The 22,507-nt window shown below is 68.0% G+C and carries 15 protein-coding genes; 9 read left to right on the top strand and 6 right to left on the bottom strand.

Features of this window, described 5'->3' with window-relative positions; genetic code table 11:
* Positions 1 to 7: 7 nt before the first annotated feature.
* Positions 8 to 1,837: a DUF1302 family protein gene (locus ABKS89_RS15340; RefSeq protein WP_518301047.1), complete on the bottom strand. Its 1,830-nt coding sequence runs from the start codon at positions 1,835 to 1,837 to the stop codon at positions 8 to 10.
* Between the two features lie 314 nt (positions 1,838 to 2,151).
* Between ABKS89_RS15340 and ABKS89_RS15335 the strand changes: the two genes are divergently transcribed.
* The gene (locus ABKS89_RS15335) at positions 2,152 to 3,099 is read left to right on the top strand and encodes a LysR family transcriptional regulator (protein ID WP_138215773.1); all 948 of its coding nucleotides are present in this window, start codon (positions 2,152 to 2,154) and stop codon (positions 3,097 to 3,099) included.
* A 21-nt stretch (positions 3,100 to 3,120) separates the two neighbouring features.
* Here the strand turns inward: ABKS89_RS15335 and ABKS89_RS15330 are convergent, their stop codons facing one another.
* The 3 genes from ABKS89_RS15330 to ABKS89_RS15320 are packed head-to-tail and all read right to left on the bottom strand — an operon-like array spanning position 3,121 to position 7,176.
* A complete protein-coding gene (locus tag ABKS89_RS15330) occupies positions 3,121 to 4,395 on the bottom strand; it encodes an MFS transporter (RefSeq protein WP_138215774.1) in 1,275 nt (424 codons plus the stop codon).
* 52 nt (positions 4,396 to 4,447) lie between these two features.
* Complete coding sequence (locus tag ABKS89_RS15325) at positions 4,448 to 5,617, bottom strand: acyl-CoA dehydrogenase family protein (RefSeq protein WP_348589981.1); 1,170 nt, start codon at positions 5,615 to 5,617, stop codon at positions 4,448 to 4,450.
* 11 nt (positions 5,618 to 5,628) lie between these two features.
* Complete coding sequence (locus ABKS89_RS15320) at positions 5,629 to 7,176, bottom strand: AMP-binding protein (protein WP_138215776.1); 1,548 nt, start codon at positions 7,174 to 7,176, stop codon at positions 5,629 to 5,631.
* 383 nt (positions 7,177 to 7,559) lie between these two features.
* Between ABKS89_RS15320 and ABKS89_RS15315 the strand changes: the two genes are divergently transcribed.
* The gene (locus tag ABKS89_RS15315; RefSeq protein ID WP_138215777.1) at positions 7,560 to 7,904 is read left to right on the top strand and encodes a hypothetical protein; all 345 of its coding nucleotides are present in this window, start codon (positions 7,560 to 7,562) and stop codon (positions 7,902 to 7,904) included.
* A gap of 178 nt (positions 7,905 to 8,082) precedes the next feature.
* Here the strand turns inward: ABKS89_RS15315 and ABKS89_RS15310 are convergent, their stop codons facing one another.
* Together ABKS89_RS15310 and ABKS89_RS15305 are read right to left on the bottom strand one after the other, a co-directional pair.
* Complete coding sequence (locus tag ABKS89_RS15310) at positions 8,083 to 8,292, bottom strand: hypothetical protein (RefSeq protein WP_138215778.1); 210 nt, start codon at positions 8,290 to 8,292, stop codon at positions 8,083 to 8,085.
* Positions 8,293 to 8,357: 65 nt separating this feature from the next.
* Positions 8,358 to 10,313 carry a hybrid sensor histidine kinase/response regulator gene (locus ABKS89_RS15305; RefSeq protein ID WP_348589979.1) on the bottom strand — a complete coding sequence of 652 codons (1,956 nt, stop codon included), beginning with the start codon at positions 10,311 to 10,313 and terminating at the stop codon, positions 8,358 to 8,360.
* Positions 10,314 to 10,538: 225 nt separating this feature from the next.
* On the opposite strand from ABKS89_RS15305, the gene ABKS89_RS15300 reads away from it, so the two are divergent.
* From ABKS89_RS15300 to glgX, 7 genes are all read left to right on the top strand, one after another.
* Complete coding sequence (locus ABKS89_RS15300) at positions 10,539 to 11,036, top strand: DUF4142 domain-containing protein (RefSeq protein WP_242015402.1); 498 nt, start codon at positions 10,539 to 10,541, stop codon at positions 11,034 to 11,036.
* Positions 11,037 to 11,732: 696 nt separating this feature from the next.
* The gene (glgA, locus tag ABKS89_RS15295) at positions 11,733 to 13,262 is read left to right on the top strand and encodes a glycogen synthase GlgA (protein WP_348589977.1); all 1,530 of its coding nucleotides are present in this window, start codon (positions 11,733 to 11,735) and stop codon (positions 13,260 to 13,262) included.
* Positions 13,259 to 15,031 (top strand): malto-oligosyltrehalose trehalohydrolase, encoded by a 1,773-nt coding sequence (gene treZ / locus ABKS89_RS15290; protein ID WP_348589975.1) that lies wholly within the window; start codon positions 13,259 to 13,261, stop codon positions 15,029 to 15,031. Before glgA ends, treZ begins: the two co-directional genes overlap by 4 nt.
* Positions 15,031 to 17,085 (top strand): 4-alpha-glucanotransferase, encoded by a 2,055-nt coding sequence (gene malQ, locus ABKS89_RS15285; protein ID WP_348589974.1) that lies wholly within the window; start codon positions 15,031 to 15,033, stop codon positions 17,083 to 17,085. Before treZ ends, malQ begins: the two co-directional genes overlap by 1 nt.
* Positions 17,078 to 19,804: a malto-oligosyltrehalose synthase gene (treY, locus tag ABKS89_RS15280; RefSeq protein WP_348589972.1), complete on the top strand. Its 2,727-nt coding sequence runs from the start codon at positions 17,078 to 17,080 to the stop codon at positions 19,802 to 19,804. Before malQ ends, treY begins: the two co-directional genes overlap by 8 nt.
* Positions 19,801 to 20,253: a DUF2934 domain-containing protein gene (locus tag ABKS89_RS15275; protein WP_138215784.1), complete on the top strand. Its 453-nt coding sequence runs from the start codon at positions 19,801 to 19,803 to the stop codon at positions 20,251 to 20,253. Before treY ends, ABKS89_RS15275 begins: the two co-directional genes overlap by 4 nt.
* A gap of 15 nt (positions 20,254 to 20,268) precedes the next feature.
* Complete coding sequence (gene glgX, locus ABKS89_RS15270; RefSeq protein ID WP_348589970.1) at positions 20,269 to 22,395, top strand: glycogen debranching protein GlgX; 2,127 nt, start codon at positions 20,269 to 20,271, stop codon at positions 22,393 to 22,395.
* The last annotated feature ends 112 nt before the right edge of the window (positions 22,396 to 22,507 follow it).

Genomic DNA, 22,507 nt, shown 5'->3' with positions numbered 1-22,507 from the left:
GGCTCCGTCAGAAGTTGATGCCGACCGACAGCGAGACGAAATCGCGGTCGCCGCGGTTGCCGTAGTCGCCATCGAAATAGTTGGTGTAGGAAATGCCGGCGGTGTAGGTGCTGTTGAAGTCCGCATCCAGCGAGACGCCGACCGCCTTGGAGCCCTCGTTGAAGCCCGAGACCTCCGCCGGGGCGTAGCCCTTCACGTCGTGGGACCAGGAGAGGCCGGGCTTGAGATCGATACCGGCGATGGCGTTGGCGTAGCTCCAGATCGCCCGGGCGCGGTAGCCCCAGGAGAAGGACGTGACGAAGCCTTCGTTGTTGCAGTTCTCCGGGGTGGCCGAGTTGGCGATGCACACCGCGTTGTTGGCCAGCTCGCCCGAGCCGAAGGTGCTGTTGCGCCCGTAGCGCGGGCCGCCGTTGCCCTCCAGGCCGCCTACGAAGGTGGCGCCCACCTCGCCCACCAGCACCAGCTGGTCCGCGCCCATGACCTGGCTGATGGTCTGGGTGGCGGTCATCTGCGCCTGGGTCACTTCCTTGCGGCGGTAACCGTCGGTGGCGTTGCTGTCGGCGTAGGCCACGACACCGCTGCTGTACAAGGGCGTGCGCGACGGATCACCGAGGCCGGACTGGATCAGGTCCGGGCCGTTGAACTGCAGCGGCAGGTTCGGCCGGTAGCTGATCTCGCCCTGCAGCGCGGTGCCGCTCGACAGCGTGGTGGCGAAGGTCAGGCCGTACAGGCGGATGTCTTCGGGGTACTCGACGAAGTAGCTGGAAGTGCCCATGCGCAGTGCATCGGTCAGCGTCTTGCCGGCGCTGCTGTTCATCAGGCCGTTACAGGCCGCACCGGACAGGCCGAGGTTGCCGCACAGCTGCGGGACGAAGTTGGTATTGGTCAGGTACGGGCTGCTGATCGAGCCGGTGTATGGCAGGCGGCTGTGGTAGTTGGCGGCGTAGGCGCCGAACTCGGTGTCCAGGATCGGCACGAACCAGTGCAGCGACAGGCCCCACTGCCCGCTGTTGCGCGCGTCCTGGTCGGCGGCGCGCTGCAGGCGGATGCCTTCGCTGGTCAGGTCGACGCCGAACGGCGACAGCGCGCGCACGGCAGCGGCATTGCCCTGCAGGTTCTTGCCCACGTCCAGGCCGTAGCAGCCATCGGGGATGTAGTCGTTGCTGGAGAAGAAGGTGCCGCAGTTGTCCAGGTTGGTCTGTTCCCAGTCCAGCTGGTAGAAGAAGTCGGCGGAGAGGTTCTCGCTGAGATTCTGGGTGACGTAGAACAGGTTCACCGGCACCAGCGCGTCCTTCACCTCCGAGCCTGGCCGGCGGATGGCCGACAGGTTGGTCGGGTTGACCACGTTCAGGCCGCCCTGGATGAAGGTGCTTTCGCCCCAGTTCACCACCTGCTTGCCCAGGCGCACGGAGCCCGGCTCATCGGCGATCTGGAAGTTGTGGTAGACGAAGGCGTCGAGCAGCTCGAAGCCGGCGGACTTGTTGGGGTTCTTGCGGCCGTTGTCCTCGACGTCCTTGAAGCGCTGGCTCTCGTCGCGCAGGGCGTAGTCGTACCAGTAGCTGCCGCGCAGGAACACGCCGCTGTCGTTGTACTTCAGTTCCAGGTCGTGGCGACCCTTGAAGATCTTCGAGAAGACATCGCCGGCCTTGTAGTTGCGGCGGCCGTCATCGCCCGAGGCGCTGCGCATCAGGCGCTGCTCCGGGTTGTGGGTGGACATGCTGGCGCCCAGCGACAGCGCAGAGTCGAGCTGACCCTGGATTTCCCCGATCTCGAAGTTGTAACCCCAGGCGGAATGGCAGGTGCAAGTTGCGACCAATAGCCATGAGCCTCGCACCATGATGCGAACTTTCGGCGTCATCACTCTTATCCTCTTTATTCTTGTTCGAGCGATCTTCAGGCAATACAAAGCCAATCTCGAAATCACATGAGGTCACGTGAGGATTCGAGCGCATATGATTGAATTGTCTGGATATTTGTAGTCGAAGAGTTACTCTTCGGATTAACTTGCGGAACACTTTTCGGATTGTTGGCTTATCGTTACCGACCCTTGATCTGTGGCGATGAGTCGATACTAAATAGCCCCTGAAGCGCGAACAAATATCGTCTTCAGATGGACCCCATAACAAACCGGCATGGCCGGAAGGCAAGTCGATGACCCTCAAGCAGTTGCGTTACCTGATCGCCATCGCCGAGGCCGGCAGCTTCTCCGCCGCCGCCCGCAAGGCCTATATCGCCCAGCCGGCGCTGAGCCGGCAGATCGGCATGCTCGAGAGCGAACTGGAGGTGCAACTGCTGCTGCGCCAACACGACGGCGTGGACCTCACCGACGCCGGCCGGCGCCTCTACGAAGTGGCGCGCTCGGTGGTGCAGAAGATCGATTCGGTGAAGGACGAGCTGGTCTCCAGCCGGGGCGACCCGCGCGGCCGGGTGTCCGTGGCGATCCCCGTGACCACCTCCGCCCTGCTGTTGCCGGCGATCATCCAGCGCGTGCAGGAGAAGTTCTCCGGCATCGACCTGGTAGTGCGCGACGGCCTGAGCAAGGAAGGCGGCGAGGCCATCGAGCTGGGCAAGGTGGATTTCGGCATCGTGCCCAATGCCGAGGAGCTGGAGGGCGTGATCGCCGAGCCGATCTTCGTCGAGCAGCTCTACTGGGTCGGGCAGATGCAGCTGGCCAGCGAGGGCGACACCATTACCCTCGCCGAGGCGCTCAGCCAGCCGCTGGTGATGCCGCCACGGGGCATGCACCTGCGCCGGCGCATCGAGCAGGCGGCCATGGCAGCCGGGCTGGAGCTGAACGTGAAGTACGAGCAGCAGTCCGCCTACGGCATCACGGGCCTGGTAGTCAGCGGGCTGGCGGCATCGATCAGCAACTGGCCGCCCATCGAGGTGGGCTCGCAGTCCCTGGCGAGGCGCATCGTCGAGCCGCAGATCGAACGCACCATTTCCATCGCCCACTCGGCGCACAAGCCGCTGAGCTTCGCGGCGTCCTGCGTGCACGACCTGGTGCGCGAACTGCTGGTGGAATCGGTGCGCAACGGAACGTGGAAAGGCGAGCTGATCGAGCGCTCGCCTCTGCCGGCGGTCCATCTCGTCGATTGACCGCTTTTTCAACGCCCCCGATCAGCTGGCCGTGGCCAGCTCAGCGGACAACTGGGCCCGCGAACGCTGCGGGCGCAGCCAGGCCAGCCCGACCAGCCCCGCCACCACCAGCAATACACCGCTGACCGCGAAGCCGTGGGCGTAGCCGGCGCCGTCCAGGCCGCCGGAGCGCTGCACCAGGAAGCCGGTGACGATGGGCGCGCTCAGCCCCGCCAGCGAGGAGAAGGCGTTGCCGATGGCGAGGATGCTGCCGCGCTGGGCGGTGGGCGTGACTTCCGCCAGCATCGCCGGGCCCACCGAATACATCACCAGCGCCAGGCCGCCGCTCAGGGTCATGTAGGTCATGCGCAGGACCACCGGCATGTCCGCGAGCAGGCTGATGGACAGCACGCCGCTGGCCATCAGGCAGGCGGAGACGAACACACCCCGCGCCACCCGCGACGACACCCCGGCGCGCAGCATGCGCTGCGACAGCCACGCCATGAACAGGCTCAGCGGCATGGTCACCAGCACGAACAGGCCGAACAGCCGCCCGGCGTTCATCCCGCTCAGGCCCAGGCCGCTTTCCAGGTAGGCCGGCACCCAGGTCAGGGTCAGCGCCAGCGACCAGTTGGCGGCGAAGTGGCAGAAGTAGTTGGCCAGCACCGTACTGTCGCCCAGCAGGCGGCGGTACGGCAGGCGTTCGCCACCCGGCTGGCCCTGACGAACCTCGCCCAGCCGGCCTTCCTGGCCGAAGAAGAACCAGGCCGCGCACCACACCGCTCCGAGAATCGCGAGGATGGCGAAGTTGCTGCGCCAGCCGTAGTGGGTGCTGATCCACGGGATCATCAGCCCGGCGATCAGCAGGCCCATGGCGCTGCCCGAGTGCAGCAGCGCCACTGGCAGGCTGCGGCGCTCGTCGGGGAACCACTTGTACAGCGCGTGGGTGGCGACCGGCGACGCCGGCCCCTCGCCCACACCGAGCAGCACCCGGCAGGCCACCAGCGTCCATAGCGAAGTGGCATAGAGCATCGGCAACTGCACCAGCGCCCAGAAGGCGCCCATGCCCAGCAGCATCCAGCGGGTGGAGCGGCGGTTGGCGAGGAAGCCGCCGACCACCGCGGAGATGGAAAACAGCCAGTGCAGGCTGCCACCGACCAGGCCGAACTCGGCCGGGGTCAGGTTCAACTCCTTCATCATCGGCACCGCCACCAGGCCGGTGACCACCTTGTCGAGGAAGTTCACCAGCATCATCGCCGCCAGCAGGAAGGCGACAGTCCAGGCTTTGCGGGGCTGGAAGGCATGAGCATCGTGCATGTTGCTTGTCTCTCTCTTGTTCTTGTGGGCGCTGCGCTGTCAGGTCTGCCGGTCAATCGGGCATCAGGATGCCCTTGGCGATGGTGTTGCGCTGGATTTCGCTGGTCCCGGTGAGGATGCGCATCATACGGGTCGCGCGGAACAGCCACTCCACCGGATGGCCGTTGATCAACCCGGCGCCGCCGTGCACCTGCACCGCGCGGTCGGCGATGCGGAAGGCGGTCTCCGAGCTGAACACCTTGCACATCGACGACTGGGTGCGGATGTCGCCGCCCGCGTCATAGCTGGCTGCCGTGGCGTACATCATGCTGCGCGCGGCATACAGCTCGGTGGCCATGTCGGCGATCATGTGGCTGACCGCCTGGAACATGCCGATCGGCCGGCCGAACTGCACCCGCGTGCGGGCATAATCCACCGACAGGTTGAGCGCCAGGTCGGCCATGCCGAGCATGGTCGCGCAATGCAGCAGGCGATTCAGGGTGATGCGCCCCATGGCCAGCTTGAAGCCCTTCCCCGCCTCGCCGATGCGGTGCGCCACCGGCACCTTCACCCCTTCGAGGAGGATGTCACCGTGGGTGCCGGGGCCGGACATGGCCTGGTAGTCGGAGACCACCTTGGCGCCCGGCGCCGAAAGATCGACAAAGAACGCCGAGATGCCTTCCGCGCCCTTGCCCGGCCCGGTCACCGCCAGCAGCACGGCGAAGTCCGCGTAGGGCGCGCCGGAGATGTAGCGCTTGGCGCCGTCCAGCACGTAGTGGTCGCCTTCCAGGCGCGCACTGGTCTTGATCGCCGTGGCGTCGGAGCCGGCCTCGGCCTCGGTCAGGGCGAAGCACACGGCCTTCTCGGCGCGGCACACCGGGCGCAGGAAGTGCTCGATCTGCTCTTCGCTGGCCACGCGGAACAGGTGGCCGACCCGCGGCGGGCCGCTCAGCTCGCCCAGCACATGGGCGGCCAGCACTGCGCCGCTGCTGGCGGCGGCTTCTTTCACCGCGCACAGGTCAGCGATGCCCAGGCCGGCGCCGCCCAGTTCCTCGGGCAGCATGATGTTGTAGAAGCCGCGCTCGCAGGAGCGTTTCCACAGGTTGCGCAGCAGCTCGCGGGAGTGCTTCTCACCGAAGCGGATGCCCTGGCGCTGCTCCAGCGGCAGCAGTTCTTCACGGATGAAGCCGCGCAGGTCGTCGATGATCGCCTGCGCCTTGGGGCTGGGTTGAATCGCTTGCATGGTCATGCTCCTCAGATCCGCCGATCCTGGTTCTGCCAGTAGGGTTCGCGCACCAGGCGGCGCACGACCTTGCCGTTGGGGTTCTTCGGCAGTTCGCGCACGAAGTCCACGCTGCGCGGCTTCTTGAAGCCGGCCAGCTGCGCGGCGCACAGCTCGATGATCCGCGCCTCGTCCAGCTGCATGCCGGGCTTGAGCACCACCACTGCCTTGATCGCCTCGCCCCACTGCTCGTCGGGCACGCCGACCACCGCCGCCTCGAAGATTTCCGGCAGGCTGTAGAGCACCTGCTCCACCTCGGTGGGGTAGATGTTGAAGCCGCCGGAAATGATCATTTCCTTCTTGCGGTCGACGATGAACACGTAGCCGTGCTCATCCACCGTGGCGAGGTCGCCGGTGAGGTAGTAGCCCTCGCGCATGACCTCGGCGGTCAGCTCCGGTGCCTGCCAGTAGCCCTGCATGATGTCCGGCCCGCGCACGACGATCTCGCCGATCTCGCCGGCCTGCACGTCCTCGAAGTCCTCGTTGACCACCCGCAGATCGGTGTCGAAATAGCAGCGCCCGCAGGAGGCCAGGCGCCTGGGGTCGTCCAGCGCGGCGATGTGGTCCTGCTCGGTGAGCACGGTGACCAGCGAACAGGTCTCGCCGGCGCCGTAGCCCTGGGCGAGGATCGGCCCGAACACCTGCATGGCGCGGCGCACCAGGGCCGGAGCCATGGGCGCGGCGCCGTACATCACCAGGCGCAGGCTGCTCAGGTCATAGGTTTCCACGCCGGGGAAGTTCACCAGGCGGTTGATCATCGCCGGCACCAGGAACAGCCGGGTGACGCGCTCACGCTGGATGGTCTCCAGCAGCAGACGGTCGTCGTAGCGCTCCACCAGCAGGTTGCAGGCGCCGGCGGCGAGCAGGGGCATGATCTGCATGCCGCTGGCATGGGTGATCGGGCCGACATGGGCCATCACATCGCCGGGGCCGGAACGGCCGGTGGGGCTGGCGATGCTCTTGCGCACCAGCGCCTTGCGGTTGCCGACGCTGAGCATGGCGGCCTTGAGCACGCCGGAACTGCCGGAGGTGTAGTGCAGCACGGCCAGCGCATCGTCCGCCGGGTCGCAACTGATCGGCGCTTCCGAGCCGCGCTCGAGCACCTGCTCGTAGGGCACGTCGGCGCCCTCGTCCGCCAGCGGGACGATCAGCTTCAGGTCCGCCAGCTCGGCGCGGCGCTGGTCGATCAGCGCGGCGAAGGCGGCATCGGCGATCACCGCCTGGCTGCGCGAATCCTTCAGCACGCTCAACACTTCATCGGGGGCCAGCCGCGCGTTGATCGGCACCTTGACCATGGCGTTCTTGTAGAGGGCGACTTCCGCCTCCACCAGCTCGACGCGGTTGAGTGCCAGGATCGCCACGTGGGCTCCCTGCTCCAGTCCCAGCGCCAGCAGGCCGGACGCCAGGCGATTGGTGCGGCGCTCGAGATTGGCAAAGGTAATGCGTTGGCGGGAGTCGACCACGGCTTCGCGGTCAGGCCAGTAAAGCGCGCTACGGCGCAGGATTTTACCCAGGTCCACTTGTTGTTCTCGTTGTCAGGGGAAACGCACGAGATGCTAAGAGCCGCGTGCCGGACCCGGCCAATACCATAGGTCGATGCCGGCCATGCCGGAATGCGATGGCTGCCCGCCGCACGCGCCGTACCTGAGCAGGAACGGGCCCTGCCCGCGTACGCTGGCAGGAATGCGACCGGGTTGACCGTCGGCCCCACCGACGGATCGCGGGCGTGGCCCGCTCCTACCGTGAGCCAGTAGCGGGGACCGTTCGTCCCTCGCCGTGAACAGCCAGCCCCGGCGCCTGTCATTCGATAAGGCGGCGCGACAGACGTCGCCCACTGCCAGTGCTCATACCGAGCCGCTCACGCTTAACCACTCTCGCTGGACAGACCTGGGAGGTGCGAACGATGGGCTGCAACGAACACAGCGAACTTGAACGCTCAGAGGGCCTTCGCCGCCTGCTCGACGAAGGAGTGCTGGAGGCTGACAGCCGCCAGGAAGTCCTCGCCCGCTATATCCTCAACCACGGCTTCGCCGCGCTTTCCGAGGCGCAGCAGCAGGAGTTCCACGATGGCCTGCTGCCGCTGCTCGACCGCCGCGACCGCAGCGAAGGCCTGATGCCCCAGGGCAGCCTGGACCCTGCCATGGCCGAGCCTTCCATCAACGACCCGGGCAATGAAGACCCCGGATCGCTGATCGAGATGGAAGTCGCCGAAGGCCTGCGCCCCGCGCGCGGGACCACGGGACACTGACATCGCCTTACACGACAATTACCAACCTTGAGCAGAAGCGCGCCATGCGTCCGGTCACGGGCACCGCGCGCTCCAGCCACGTAGGGCGCATAACCCGGAACGGGTTATCCGCCGAATGCCACGGTGGCGGATAACGCTGGCGCGTTATGCGCCCTACGATCGGTGCCGTACGAACGTTTTATGCCAAGGCTCCCGTCGAGAAGCGGAACGCGCGCTGCTCCGGCGCCGGAATCGGCTCCTCGGGAGGCTGCTCCATCGGCACTTCCTCGGGGAAATCCTCGGGAATCTGGCTTTCGCGGTCCGGGGGCGGTTCCATGGGTTCGGGGCGCTGTGCATGGAGCAACGCAGGCGAATGGGCGTGGAACGGCACATGGGGATGGGCATACATGGCGAATCCTCCGGGGCAATGGCAGTCACCATTGGGTACGCCACGCCCGCGGAGGTTCGTTTTTTCTACCCGGTGCGCTTCACCTGCAGCAACAGCGCCAGCAACTGCTCGCGGTCGAACGGCTTGGGCAGGCGCAGCGCCGGGTCGGCCAGGGTGTCCAGCCGTCCCGCGTAACCGGTGGTGAGCGCACAGGTCAATGCGGGGTGGGACTGGCGCACCTGCTGGATCAGCAGCATGCCGTCCATGTCCGGCATGGCGAAGTCGGTGATCATCAGGTCGAAGTCCGACTGCTCCAGCAGTTGCAGTGCCGCCCGCGCCGAGTCGGTCCGCGCGGGCTGGCAACCAAGGTCTGCGAGCAACGCACTGGTGCCGGCCAGCACCAGGGCATCGTCGTCCACTACCAGCACCCGCAGCCCCAGTGGTTCGGTCAGTTCGACCTCGGCAGCGGCCGCCGGCGCTTCATCCACCGCCCCCGGCTCCGCCTTGACCTTCACCTTCACCGCCGGCAACCAGATTTCCGCCGAGGTCCCCATCCCCGGTGTGCTGCGCAACAGCAGCGCCCCGCCCTGCTGCTGGGCCAGGCCGTGGACGATGGACAGGCCCAACCCGGTGCCCTTGCCGGTCGGTTTGGTGGTGAAGAAGGGTTCGGCGGCGCGGCGCAGGGTGTCCTCGTCCATGCCCTGCCCCGAGTCGGTGACGGCCAGGCACACGTATTCCCCCGGCGCCAGCTTGCCGCTCTGGCGCGGCCCGACCTGGGTATTGCGCGCCGAGAAGGTGATGCTGCCGCCGCCAGGCATGGCGTCGCGGGCGTTGGTGGCGAGGTTGATGATCGCCAGCTCCAGCTGGTTCTGGTCGCTCATCACGCAGTCCAGCTGAAGCGGAAAGCGCGTCTCCAGGCTGATGGTCGGGCCCAGGGAGCTGACCAGCAGCTCGCTCATGTCCTGCAGCAGCGCCGGCAGCTGGATCGGCTGTGGGAACAGCCGCTGCTTGCGGGCGAAGGCCAGCATCCGCTGGGTCAGCTGGGCGCCGCGGCGGGTCGCCTCCAGCGCGTTGCGCCAGATGGCCTGAACCTTCTCGTTGTCCTTGGGCAGTTGTCGTTCGAGCAGCTGCAGCCCGCCAAGGATCACCGTCAGCAAGTTGTTGAAGTCGTGGGCGACGCCGCCGGTGAGCTGGCCGAGGGATTCCATCTTCTGCGACTGGATCAGTTCGTCGCGGGCGCGCTCCAGCTCTTCCTGGGCACGGCGCTTGTCGGTGATGTCGCGGGTGATCTTGGCGAAACCCAGCAGCTTGCCGGTGTCATCGAATACCGGGTCGATGACGATGTTGGCCCAGAAGCGCGAGCCGTCCTTGCGCATCTGCAGGCGCTCTTCCTCATAGCGCCCTTCGGCCAGCGCGGTGCTCAGGCTGGTCTCGGGAACGCCGTCCTGGCGATCCTCGTCGCAGTAGAAACACTCGAAACGACGACCGATGATTTCCTCGGGATGGTAGCCCTTGATCCGCTCCGCACCAGGGTTCCAGCTGGTGACATTGCCCTCGGGGTCGAGCATGTACAGCGCGTAGTCGGTGACGCCATTCACCAGCAGGCGGAAATGCTGCTCGCTGCGCCGCAGGGCCTGCTCGGTCTCGTGCTGCTCGGTGCGGTCGCGGGTGATCTTGGCGAAGCCCAGCAGCTCGCCGGAAACGTCGCGGATGGCGTCAATCACTACGTGGGCCCAGAACGAGCTGCCGTCGCGGTGCAGGCGCCAGCCCTCACTCTCGAAGCGCCCGACCCGCGCCGCCTCGCCCAGCGCCAGCTCGGGCAGCCCGGCCTCGCGGTCGGCGGGGGTGTAGAAACGCGAAAAGTGCTCGCCGAGGATCTCGTCGGCGGCGTAGCCCTTGAGGCGCTGCGCTCCGGAGCTCCAGCTGCTGACGCGGCCATCGGGGTCGAGCATGTAGATGGCGTAGTCGGTCACCGCCTCGACCAGCAGGCGGTAACGCGCGTCTTCGACGAGTTGAGCGGTGCTGGCGATGGTTTCTGGCATGTGGTCCGGGCTCCCCTGGCTCCTTGGAGCAAAGCATAGGCGCGGCCATCCTACCCCGGATGCCGCCGGACGGCGCGCTGCGCGCCACTGACGGAAAACTCTGAACCCCGCGCGGGGCCACCCGTCAACCGACTGTGCCTCGACAGACGCCCAGCCTGGCGAGGATCAGTCCACCCGACCGGGAGACTCCCCATGAAAGGATCAGCCATGAAAGGATCAGCCATCTTGCGCGGCGCGATCGTATCGGCCGCGTTGCTGTTCGCCGGCCCGCTGCTGGCCGACGATCCCAACTCGCAGGCGCAGAACTTCGCCAGCGAAGCTTCCGCCGCCGGCATGGCGGAGATCGACGCCGCCAGGCTGGCGCTGAAGAAGAGCCAGTCTGCCGATGTGAAGACCTTCGCCCAGCACATCATTGACGACCACACCAAGGCCGGCGAGGAGCTCAAGGCCATCGCCCGGAAACAGAAGCTGGAGCTGTCCGACTCGCCAGGCATGGTCGACCAGGCCAAGGTGAAGGTGCTGGATGTACGGGACGAGTCGTTCGATGCCGCCTATGCCACAAACCAGGTGGGCGCCCACGAGGACGCGGTGAAGCTGTTCACCGATGCGGCGAACAACTCCTCCGATACCGAGATCAAGGCCTTTGCGCAGAAGACTCTGCCGGTGCTGCAGCAGCACCTGGAAATGGCGCAGGAACTGGTCAAGGCGCATCCGTCGAAGTAACTAGCTGACCTGTAGCAGCGCGCCATGGGCGCGATCGCGGGCATGGCGCGCTCCTACACGGCGAATCCGGCGCCACCAATCAGCGCCGGGGTTTCCGCATGGAGCTGTTCCGGCAGGCTCTGGCGCCCATGCGCTCCCCCAGTCCTGTAGGGGCGGGGCGCGCAGGCAAGGTCAGGGAGCGGGAAATCGTGGGCGGTCGGCGTCGTTCATGCGGTGCTCCTCGGTTGGCTGCCCGGTCAGGTTGTATGAACACTCGACTGGCTGGGCAGTCATCGGTTCTACACAGATAACGAACTGCTGGAGGCGTTCGCCGGGAAGCGTAGCGGCAGGGCGTATTGCAATCGGCGGATGGCTCGGTCGTGCATTCTGCTGGTTGCACATCGCCACGCCGGGATCTGATTTTTCCTTCCGATCAGTCAGTTACGACCACGACGAAGACTGGTACGGACCCTGCTTGGAGCAATACCTGTCGACCAGGGAATTTCCCCGTCACGCCTTCTGCCCCTGCCTGAACGACCTTCGACCAGTGCTGCTCCTGTGCTTATCGGGATGCAGGCGGAGCGTCAGTGCGCGCCGGCAGAAATTCGAAACTTCGCCGTGCGCTGGCCGGTCCCCCGCAGGACAGGACAAACACCTTGGAGACCCGCGGGGCTGACAGGAGACGCCAGCCCCTCAGACGAAAACGAGGAGTCAATGATGCGCAACCCGCTGGCCGATGTGCGCCTGGAAGAAGCCACAGTCAACCTCACCCCGATCCCGTCGGCCGATGGTACGCCGCCGCAGCGGCGCAAACGGATACTCTTCGCCACTTCCGAATTCAGCGACTTCGTCAAGGCTGGCGGCCTGGGCGACGTTTCCTCCGCCCTGCCCCGCGCGCTGCTGGCCGAGCACGATATCCGCGTGCTGCTGCCCGGCTACCCGCAGGTGCTCAAGGGCGCCGTGGCCTGCCGTATCGTCGGCCGCCTGGCGGGCCGGGCCGGGCTGCCGGCCTGCGATATCGGCGAGTTGAAGCTGGCCGACGGCCTGGTGGTCTACGCGGTGATCTGCCCGGAACTCTACGACCGCCCCGGCACGCCCTACGTCGATCAGAACGGCCAGGAGTGGACCGACAATCACATCCGCTTCGCCCGCCTGAGCCTCGCTGCCGCCGACATCTGTGCCGGCATGAGCCAACTGGGCTGGTGCCCCGACCTGCTCCACGTCAACGACTGGCCCACCGCGCTGGCCCCGGCCTACATGGCCTGGCGCGGACAGGCCACGCCCAGCGTGCTGACCATCCACAACCTGGGCTACCAGGGCTCCTGCCCGCTGGGCTGCTGCGCGGAGCTGGGCCTGCCGGAAGCGGCCGGCCTGCCGGGGAGCATGGAGTTCTACGGCAAGCTGTCCTTCCTCAAGGCCGGCATCAGCCACGCCAGCCACATCACCACGGTGAGCGAAACCTATGCCCGCGAGATCACCGGCGAGGAACTGGGCTGCGGCATGCACGGCGTGCTCGCCCAGCGCCGCGACCGTGGCCAGCTCAGCGGCATCACCCACGGCATCGATGCCGGCTGGGACCCGCAGACCGACCCGCACCTGATCGAAGGCTTCGACTCGGCACGCCTGGCCGGCAAGCGCCGCAATGCCGACTACGTGGAGAAGCAGTTCGGCCTGCTGCCGGGCCGCGGTCCGCTGTTCGCCGTGGTCTCGCGGCTGGTCCATCAGAAAGGCATCGACCTGACCCTGGCCATCGCCGACGAGATGGTTGCCGCCGGTGGCCGGCTGGTCTCCATCGGTTGCGGCGAGCCCGAGCTGGAGCAGGCCATGCGCGAACTGGCCGAGCGCTATCCGGGCCGGGTCGGCGTGCAGGTCGGCTTCGACGAGACCACCGCCCGGCGCATCTATGCCGCCAGCGACTTCCTGCTCATGCCCTCGCGCTACGAGCCTTGCGGGCTCAGCCAGATGTACGCCCAGCGCTTCGGCTCGCTGCCCATCGCCCGGCACACCGGCGGGCTGGCCGACACCATCGTCGATGGCGTGACCGGCCTGCTGTTCCGCGACGAGACGCCGGCGAGCTACTTCGACGCCGTGCGCCGTGCGCTGAACATCTACCGCTACCCGGAACTGCTGCACGCCATGCGCTGCAAGGCCATGGAGTCGCCACTGCCCTGGGACGAAGCCGTGCGCCCCTATACCTCTCTCTACCAGCGCCTGCTGCAGCGGGTGCCGGCGCAGGCCGTGCGATGACGGTGCAGCCCGATCGGCGACATGGCGCGCAGGTCCTGCCCGGCGGCAGGGTGCGCTTCTCGCTGTGGGCGCCCGATGCGCAGCGGGTGGCAGTGGAACTGGGCGGAGGCAAACGCCACGACCTTGAACAGCTCCAGGACGGCTGGTTCGGCGCCGAGGTCCCGGCCATCGTCGGGCAGACCTACCGCTACCGCATCGACCACGACCTGCTGGTGGCGGACCCGGCCTCGCGGGACCAGGCCGGCGGCGTCGAAGGTGAAAGCCGGGTGGTGGATCCCGACGCCTACCGCTGGCTGTACCCGGACTGGCGCGGGCGGCCCTGGCATGAAGCGGTGATCTACGAAGTCCATGCCGGGCTGTTCGACGGCTTCTCGGCCCTCCAGGGACGGCTGGAAGAGCTGGCAGCGCTGGGCATCACCGCCATCGAACTGATGCCGCTCAATGCCTTCCCCGGTCGGCGCAACTGGGGCTACGACGGCGTGCTGCCCTACGCGCCCTCCTGCGCCTATGGCGACCCGGACACCCTGCGCCGGCTCATCGACAAGGCCCACGGCCTGGGCCTGATGGTGTTCGTCGACGTGGTCTACAACCACTTCGGCCCGCAGGGCAATTACCTCGGCCAGTACGCCAGCACCTTCTTTCGCGCCGACCAGCAGACGCCCTGGGGCCCGGCGATCGACTTCCGCCACCCGGCGGTGCGCGAGTTCTTCATCGGCAACGCCGAGATGTGGGTGCGCGGGTACCGTGTGGACGGCCTGCGCATCGACGCCGTGCATGCCATTTCCGACAAGGACTTCCTCCGTGAGCTGGCCGGGCGCGCCCGCCAGGCGGCCGATGGCCGCGAGCTGCACCTGATCCTGGAGAACGAGAACAACGAGGCAAGCCTGTTGCAGACCGATGCTCCTGAAAACGGGCACGGCTTCGATGCCCAGTGGAATGACGACCTGCACCACTGCCTGCACGTACTGCTCACGGGCGAGGACGAGGGCTACTACGTCGACTACTCGCACCAGCCCATCGAGCAGCTGTGCCGCTGCCTGCGCGAGGGCTTCGCCTTCCAGGGCGAGACCGACTACCGCGGCATCGCCCGTGGCGAGCCCAGCGGCCGGCTGAGTCCGCAGGCCTTCGTGGTCTTCCTGCAGAACCACGACCAGGTCGGCAACCGCGCGCTGGGCGAACGCCTGACCACCCTCTCCCACGCCGACCGCCTGCGCGCGGCCAGCTCGCTGGTGCTGCTCAGCCCCATGGTGCCGATGCTGTTCATGGGCGAGGAATGGGGCGAGCAGCAACCCTTCCTGTTTTTCACCGATTACCAGGGCGAACTGGCGCGGGCCGTCACCGAAGGCCGCCGCGAGGAGTTCAGGGGCTTCAGCCGGTTCTCCTCGCCGGGCGCCGCCGCCTGGATTCCCGACCCCAACGATTACCAGACCTACGTGGCCTCCCGACCTCGCCCCGAGCACGGTGACGAGACCTGGCGCGCGCACTGCCGCGAACTGCTGCAACTGCGTCAGCGCTGGCTGGTTCCGCACCTGCCCGGTAGCCGCGCGCTGGACGCGCAACCATTGGGCGAGCGCGCGCTGAGCGCGAAGTGGCGGCTCGGCGACGGCAGCCTGTGGCGCATCGACCTCAACCTCGGCGCGGACGACATCACCGTCGAGCCGCCGGGGGAAGCCGCCCAGGTGCTGTTCTGCTGCGGCCAGGGCGTGGCGCACTACCGCCACGGCTGGCTGGGCGGCACCGCGATGGTCGCCAGCCTGGAGACGACCTGATGAGCGACGCGCAACTGGAACGCCTGGCCAGTGAAGCGGGCCTGGCCATCGACTGGATGGACGCCGACAACCGCCCGCAGCGGCTCACCCCCGAGGTGCAGCGCAAGGTGCTGGAAGCGCTCGGCTTCCCGGCGCAGAGCCCGGAGCAGATCCGCCAGAGCCTGGAGGCGCTGGAACGTCGGCGCGCCGAGGTACCGCCGCTGCTTACCGCCGACCTCGGCCAGGCCGTCAGCGTGCCGGTCACGCCGGGCACCCGCTACAAGCTGTTCAACGAAGACGACAGCGGCCACAGCGAAGGGCATGTCGATGAGCACGGGCGCATTCCGCCGCTCGAAGCCAGCGGCTATTACCTGCTGCACCTGGGCCCCCACGAGCTGGTCCTCGCTGTCGCCCCGCCGCGCTGCCCCTCGGTGTCTCAGTATTGCGGCGGTCGCCAGCGCGTCTGGGGGTTGTCCGCCCAGCTGTACTCGCTGCGCCGCGAGCAGGACGGCGGCGCCGGCGACATTGCCGCCCTCGCCCAGCTGGTGCGCGCGGCGGCCGCGCAAGGCGCCGACGCCATCGCCATCAGCCCGCTGCACGCCATGAGTGCCGCCTCGCGGGACATCTACAGCCCCTACTCACCGTCCAGTCGTCTGCTGTTCAACGAACTCTATGCCGCCCCCGGCCTGGTACTGGGTGACGAACCGGTACGCCAGGCGGTCGCCGCGGCCGGGCTGGACGCCGAACTGGCGCGCCTTCAGGCGCTGCCACTGATCGACTGGCTGGGCGTCGCCCACCTGCGCGACCGTCTGCTGACGCAGCTCTACAGGCAATTCCAGCGCGAGGCTGGCGAGCTGCACGAAGACTTCCTCGCCTTCCGCAGCCTCGGCGGCGCCGAGCTGCTGCAGCATTGCTGCTTCCAGGTCCTGCAACTGCGCCGCGCCGAAGCCGGCGACGGGCTGGACTGGCGCTTCTGGCCCGAGGATTACCGCAACGCCGGCAGCGCCGAGCTGGGGCACTTCATGGTCGACGAGGAACAGGCGATCAGTCAGCAGGCCTTCGGCCAGTGGCTGATCGCCCGTGGCCTGCAGCAGGTGCAGCGCGACGCGAAAGCCGCCGACATGGGCATCGGCCTGATCGCCGATCTCGCGGTGGGCGCCGAGCCTGCCGGCAGCCAGGCGTGGATGCGCCAGGACGAACTGCTTACCGGCGTCAGCGTCGGCTGCCCGCCGGACATCCTCAACCGCGCCGGGCAGAACTGGGGCATCTGCGCCTTCTCCCCGGACGGCCTGCGCCGCCACGGCTTCCGCGCCTTCATCGAGATGCTGCGGGCCAACCTGCGCTATGTCGGCGGCCTGCGCATCGACCATATCCTCGGCCTGCGCCGGCTCTGGGTGATCCCCGCCGGTTCGGAGGCGCAGGACGGCGCCTACCTCGACTACCCGATCCAGGACCTGCTGCGGCTGATCTGCCTGGAAGCCGAGCGCGCCCGCGCGGTGATCATCGGCGAAGACCTCGGCACCGTGCCGCCGGGGCTGCGCGAAGCGCTGGCCGAGCGCGGCATCCTCGGCATGCGCGTGCTGCTGTTCGAGCAGCAGCACGGCGGCTTCATCGCCCCCGCGCACTGGCCGGACAACGCCCTGGCCACCAGCACCACCCATGACCTGCCGACCCTGGAAGGCTGGCAGAAAGGCCGCGACATCGACTGGCGCGAGCAGCTCGGCCAGCGCACCCGCGAGACCGCCGCCGACGAGCGCAACACCCGCCAGCACGAAAGCTTTGCGCTGCGCCGGGCGCTGGGCGAGAGCGGCATCACTCCCGACCCGGTACTGGATGGCGCTATCGAATTCCTCGGCGCAACGCCTGCGCCGCTGGTCCTGCTGCCACTGGAAGACGCCCTGGCCTGCATCGAGCAGCCGAACCTCCCGGGGCCCGGCGACAGCCACCCGAACTGGCGTCGGCGCTTCGAACGCAACGCTGGCGAGATGCTCGACGACCCGGCGGTGCGCGCACGCCTGGAGCGCCTGCACCGCGCCCGCGGCAGTACTGGCGACGGAGGATGCGAACATGGCTGAGATCCGCGCCACCCTGCGCCTGCAGTTCCATCGCGGGTTCACCCTGGATGACGCCCTGCCCTGGCTGGACTACTTCGCCCGCCTGGGCATCAGTCACCTGTACGCCTCGCCCCTGCTGACCGCGCAGCCGGGTTCAAGCCACGGCTACGACTCGGTCGACCCTACCCGCATCAGCGCCGAGCTGGGCGGCGAACCCGCGCTGCGCCGGCTGGTGGCGGGCCTGCGGCGCAACGGCATGGGCCTGATCGTCGATACCGTGGCCAACCACATGCGCATCGGCGACGCCAACCCCTGGTGGCAGGACGTCCTCGAATGGGGCCTGGACAGCGCCTACGCGCACTTCTTCGATATCCGCTGGCACAGCGACGACCCGCTGCTGGACCAGCAGGTGCTGCTGCCCTGCCTGGGCGAGGACTACATCGACGAGGTGACTTCCGGGCGTATCCAGCTGGACTACGACGTCGCCAGCGCGCGCTTCCTGCTGCGCTACGGCGAGCAACGCTTCCCGGTCTGTCCGTCCAGCTACGGAATGATCCTCTGCCACACCGAGTGCCCCGAGCTGTTGGCCCTGGCGCCGCGCTTCGTCGAGTTGCACCATCACCCGCTGGGGCGTCATCTGGCACAGGCGCTGTGCCAGGAAGCCGCCGTGCCGCTACGCGACGCGGGGCGCCTGGAAACCCTGCTGGTGTCCTACCGCGATGACTGGCACAGCCTGCACCGGCTGATCGAGCAGCAGCACTACCGTCTGGCCAATTGGCGGGTAGCGGCGGACGACATCAACTGGCGGCGCTTCTTCGACATCAACGAGCTGGTGGGCCTGCGCGCCGAACACCCGGACGTGTTCCAGGCCAGCCACGCGTACCTGCTGCAACTGATGGACGAAGGGCTGATCGACGGCCTGCGCATCGACCATGTGGACGGCCTCGCCGACCCGCGCGGCTACTGCCGGCGGCTGTGGCGCGCCACCCGTGGCGCGCCGGTCTACGTCGAGAAGATCCTCGGCCCCGGCGAAGCGTTACCGGCGGACTGGAAGGTGCAAGGCAGCACCGGTTACGACTTCATGAACCAGGTGTCGCAGCTGTTGCACGACGCCCGTGGCGAACCGGCATTGCGCCACCTGTGGCTGGAAGTCAGCGGCCGCCAGGACGGCTTTGCCGAGGAAGTCCGCCAGGCACGCAAGCACGTGCTGGGCTCGCTGTTCGCCGGCGATGTCGAGGGTCTGGCGCAACAGCTCTGGCACATCGCCCGCTTCGCCCTGGCCAGCCGCGACATCCCGCTGGGCTCGATCCGCCGCGCGCTGTTCCAGTTGCTCGCCGCCTTCCCCGTCTACCGCACCTACGCCGACGCGCTGGGCCGTTCCGAGCAGGACGAGCACTTCTTCAGCCAGGCCCTGGAGCAGGCCGTGCAGCACCTGGAACCCGGCGATCAGCGCACCCTCGGCTGGCTCGACCGGATGCTCGGCGGCGAAGCGCTGCGCACCCAGCCGCCGGGGCCGATGCGGCAGCTGCGCAAGCTCGCGCTGGACCGCTTCCAGCAGCTCACCCCGCCGATTGCCGCCAAGTCCCTGGAGGACACCGCCTGCTATCGCTCGGCGGCGGCCCTGGGGCGCAACGACGTCGGCTTCGATCCGCAGACGCTGGGCGGCGATGTCGACGCCTTCCACCTCGCCTGCCTGAAACGCCTGCGCAACTTCCCCCACGCAATGCTGGCCACCGCCACCCACGACCACAAGCGCGGCGAAGACTGCCGGGCGCGCCTGGCGGTGCTCAGCGAGCGCGCCGAGTGGTTCGCCGAGCAGGCCTGGAGCTGGTGGAAACTCGCCGCGCCATTGCGCCAGCACATCGCACGCGGCCCGGCCCCCAGCGGCGGCGACGAACTGATGCTCTACCAGACCCTGCTGGGCAGCTGGCCGCTGGAGCTGGCCGCCGATGATCTCGACGGCCTGCGCGAGTATCACCAGCGCCTCGGGCAGTGGCAGCGCAAGGCGATCCGCGAGGCCAAGCTGGACAGCGACTGGAGCGCGCCCAACGATGCCTACGAGAGCGTCTGCGCGCAGTTCCTCAGCGGCATCCTGCTGGAGGACGCCGGTGCAGCGTTGCGTCGGTCCATCGCCGAAGCCGCAAGCAGCCTGATGCCCGCCGGCGCGCTCAACGGACTGGCGCAAAGCGTGCTGCGCAACACCACACCCGGCGTGCCCGATCTCTACCAGGGCTGCGAATTCTGGGACTTCAGCCTGGTGGACCCGGACAACCGCCGTACCCCCGACTTCGTTGCCCGCGAAGCGGCGCTGGATACTCCGCCGGACTGGCCGACGCTGCTGCGCGACTGGCGCAGCGGACACGTAAAACAGGCGCTGCTCGCCCACGCCCTCGGCCTGCGCAAGCGCTGGCCAGCGCTGTTCTCGGCGGGCGACTACCTGCCACTGGAGGCGCGCGGCGAGCACGCGGCACAGGTCGTCGCCTTCGTCCGCAGCCACGCCGGCCAGCATCTGCTGGTGGTGGTGCCGCGCTGCGCCGCCGGGCTTCTCGGCGACTCATCACTGCCACAGGTGCCGTCCAGCCGCTGGGCGGACACCCGCCTGCACCTGCCCTCTTCCCTGGCCGCCGTCCGCTGGCACGGACTGGTCGGTCCGGTCGAACCACACAACGGAGAACCCCGCCTGGCAGAGCTGCTCGGCGAGGTCCCGGTCAACCTGCTCATTTCCGGAGGTGAACGATGAAGGTCAACGAGCGAAGAGTCCGCGAACTGGCCTACCAGATCTGGGAGTCCGAGGGACGCCCGGAAGGCCAGCACGACCGCCACTGGCGCATGGCGCGCAGCCTCGCCGAAACCGAGGCGGCCAATGCCGATGGCGCGGATGAGGCGGTGAAACCCCGCTTCGAAGGCAACAGCGAACCGGAGAAGCCCGCCCTGCTGCAGGAGCCGCCCCGGCGCAAGGGACGCCTGCCCAAGGCTGACCCGGAAGTGCCGGACCAGGGCGAAGGCGAAACCGTCGCGCCCACGCCCAGCCCCGCCGAGCGCAAGTCGCCAGCCAAGGCCAAGCCGACCAGGAGCGCGCCGACCGTGACGCCTACCGCGACGCGCAAACCCAGGCCCAGCCCGGCCGAAGCAGCGGTTCCCAGCAAGCCTGCGGCGCCCAGGCCACGCACGAAGAAGCAGAGCATCTGACCCCAGGAGCCGGCCATGACCCGACGAGCACAGTCCCGCGTTACCGAAGGCCGTCCCTTTCCCCTGGGCGCCACCTGGGATGGCCTGGGCGTCAACTTCGCGCTGTTCTCCGCCCACGCCACCCGTGTCGAATTGTGCCTGTTCGACGCCCAGGGCAAGCGCGAGGTCGAGCGCATCGAGCTGCCCGAGTACAGCGACGAAATCTGGCACGGCTACCTGCCCGATGCGCATCCGGGGCAGATCTACGGCTACCGCGTGCATGGTCCCTACGAGCCCGACGCCGGGCAGCGCTTCAACCCCAACAAACTGCTGCTCGACCCCTACGCGCGGCAGCTGGTGGGCGAACTGAAATGGTCCGAATCACTGTTCGGCTACACCATCGGCTCGCCGGAGGCGGACCTGAGCTTCGACGAGCGCGACAGCGCGGCATTCGTGCCCAAGTGCAAGGTCATAGACCCCGCGTTCACCTGGGGCGAGCAGCAACCGGTGCGCGTGCCCTGGGACGAGACCGTCATCTACGAGGCGCACCTGCGCGGCCTGAGCATGCGTCACCCGGCCGTCCCGGAGCGCCTGCGCGGCACCTGTGCCGGGCTGATGAACAGCGAGCTGCTGCAGCACCTGCGGCAGCTGGGCATCACCAGCCTGGAACTGCTGCCGGTGCACGGTTTCCTCGACGACAAGCACCTGCTGGAAAAGGGCATGAGCAACTACTGGGGCTACAACAGCATCGCCTTCTTCGCGCCCCAGGCCCGTTACCTCGCCAGCGGCCACGTCAACGAGTTCAAGGAAATGGTCGCGCACCTGCACGCAGCCGGCATCGAGCTGATCCTCGACGTGGTCTACAACCACACCGCCGAAGGCAACGAGCTGGGCCCGACGCTGTGCATGCGCGGCATCGACAACGTCTCCTACTATCGCCTGCAGGCCGACAACCGCCGCTACTACGTCAACGATTCGGGCACCGGCAACACCCTCGACCTGAGCCACCCGTGCGTGCTGCAGATGGTCACCGACTCGCTGCGCTACTGGGCCACGGAGATGCGCGTGGACGGTTTCCGCTTCGACCTGGCGTCGATCCTCGGCCGCTACGCCGATGGCTTCGACGAACGCCACAGCTTCCTCGTCGCCTGCCGCCAGGACCCGGTGCTGAGCCATCGCAAGCTGATCGCCGAACCCTGGGACTGCGGCCCCGGCGGCTACCAGGTGGGCGGCTTCCCGCCCGGCTGGGTGGAGTGGAACGACCGCTTCCGCGACACCGTGCGCAGTTTCTGGCGCGGCGATGAAGGCCAGCTGCCAGACCTGGCGCGGCGTCTCACCGCCTCGGGCGACCTCTATGACCAGCGTGGCCGGCGGCCCTATGCCTCGGTGAATTTCATCACCGCCCACGACGGTTTCACCCTGCGCGACGTGGTCACCTACGACCACAAGCACAACCAGGCCAACGGCGAGGACAACCGCGACGGCCACGACGACAACCGTTCCTGGAACCACGGCATCGAAGGCCCCACCGGCGACGAGGGCATCCGCCGCCTGCGCGTGCAGCAGATGCGCAACCTGATGGCCACGCTGCTGCTCTCCCAGGGCACGCCCATGCTGCTGGCCGGCGACGAGTTCAGCCGCACCCAGCAGGGCAACAACAACGTCTACTGCCAGGACAACGAACTGGGCTGGGTGGACTGGAACCTCGACGACGAAGGCCGCGAACTGCTGGCCTTCACCCGCCGTCTGATCCGCCTGCGCCAGGCCTACCCGATCCTGCGGCGCGGACGCTTCCTGGTCGGCGAGTACAACGAGGAGCTGGGCGTGCGCGACGTCACCTGGCTCGCGCCCGAGGGCGAGGAAATGACCGAGGACCGCTGGCACGACCCGCAACGGCGCAGTTTGGGCATGCTCATGGATGGCCGCGCACAACCCACCGGCATCCGCCGCAGCGGCGGTGATGCCACCCTGCTCCTGCTGCTCAACGCCGGGCACGAAGGCGTCGACTTCATCCTCCCGGAGACGGCCCAGGGCCGCGACTGGCAGTACCTGCTGGACAGCGCCGAGCCGCCGGGACATGAGCACGGCTGGGACTTCGGCTCTGCCTACCCGCTGGGCGCGCGCTCGCTGGCGCTGTTCACCCTGCGCCGCAGCGACGACTGACCGTCGGGCAATCGGGCTGAACGTCGCCCGCCCGGCCCAGTCGGAACCAGTAGGCGCCGCGGCCCGAAGTCGCCAAGGGCAGGCCCGGTGTCGGAACATCCACTCCATGGGG

Source organism: Pseudomonas sp. LABIM340 (genome assembly GCF_040017195.2).
GTDB lineage: Bacteria > Pseudomonadota > Gammaproteobacteria > Pseudomonadales > Pseudomonadaceae > Pseudomonas.
Note: the sequence above shows the minus strand (reverse complement) of the source record. Positions and strands in the feature narration are given on the sequence as shown.

What these genes read in the sequence shown, in the direction of transcription:
- ABKS89_RS15315 (WP_138215777.1), top strand. Translation starts at nt 7,560, where the DNA reads ATGGGCTGCAACGAACACAGCGAACTTGAACGCTCAGAGGGCCTTCGC.
- treZ (WP_348589975.1), top strand. Translation starts at nt 13,259, where the DNA reads ATGACGGTGCAGCCCGATCGGCGACATGGCGCGCAGGTCCTGCCCGGC.
- ABKS89_RS15335 (WP_138215773.1), top strand. Translation starts at nt 2,152, where the DNA reads ATGACCCTCAAGCAGTTGCGTTACCTGATCGCCATCGCCGAGGCCGGC.
- treY (WP_348589972.1), top strand. Translation starts at nt 17,078, where the DNA reads ATGGCTGAGATCCGCGCCACCCTGCGCCTGCAGTTCCATCGCGGGTTC.
- ABKS89_RS15305 (WP_348589979.1), bottom strand. Translation starts at nt 10,313, where the DNA reads ATGCCAGAAACCATCGCCAGCACCGCTCAACTCGTCGAAGACGCGCGT.
- ABKS89_RS15310 (WP_138215778.1), bottom strand. Translation starts at nt 8,292, where the DNA reads ATGTATGCCCATCCCCATGTGCCGTTCCACGCCCATTCGCCTGCGTTG.
- glgA (WP_348589977.1), top strand. Translation starts at nt 11,733, where the DNA reads ATGCGCAACCCGCTGGCCGATGTGCGCCTGGAAGAAGCCACAGTCAAC.
- ABKS89_RS15330 (WP_138215774.1), bottom strand. Translation starts at nt 4,395, where the DNA reads ATGCACGATGCTCATGCCTTCCAGCCCCGCAAAGCCTGGACTGTCGCC.
- ABKS89_RS15325 (WP_348589981.1), bottom strand. Translation starts at nt 5,617, where the DNA reads ATGCAAGCGATTCAACCCAGCCCCAAGGCGCAGGCGATCATCGACGAC.
- ABKS89_RS15340 (WP_518301047.1), bottom strand. Translation starts at nt 1,837, where the DNA reads ATGGTGCGAGGCTCATGGCTATTGGTCGCAACTTGCACCTGCCATTCC.
- malQ (WP_348589974.1), top strand. Translation starts at nt 15,031, where the DNA reads ATGAGCGACGCGCAACTGGAACGCCTGGCCAGTGAAGCGGGCCTGGCC.
- glgX (WP_348589970.1), top strand. Translation starts at nt 20,269, where the DNA reads ATGACCCGACGAGCACAGTCCCGCGTTACCGAAGGCCGTCCCTTTCCC.
- ABKS89_RS15275 (WP_138215784.1), top strand. Translation starts at nt 19,801, where the DNA reads ATGAAGGTCAACGAGCGAAGAGTCCGCGAACTGGCCTACCAGATCTGG.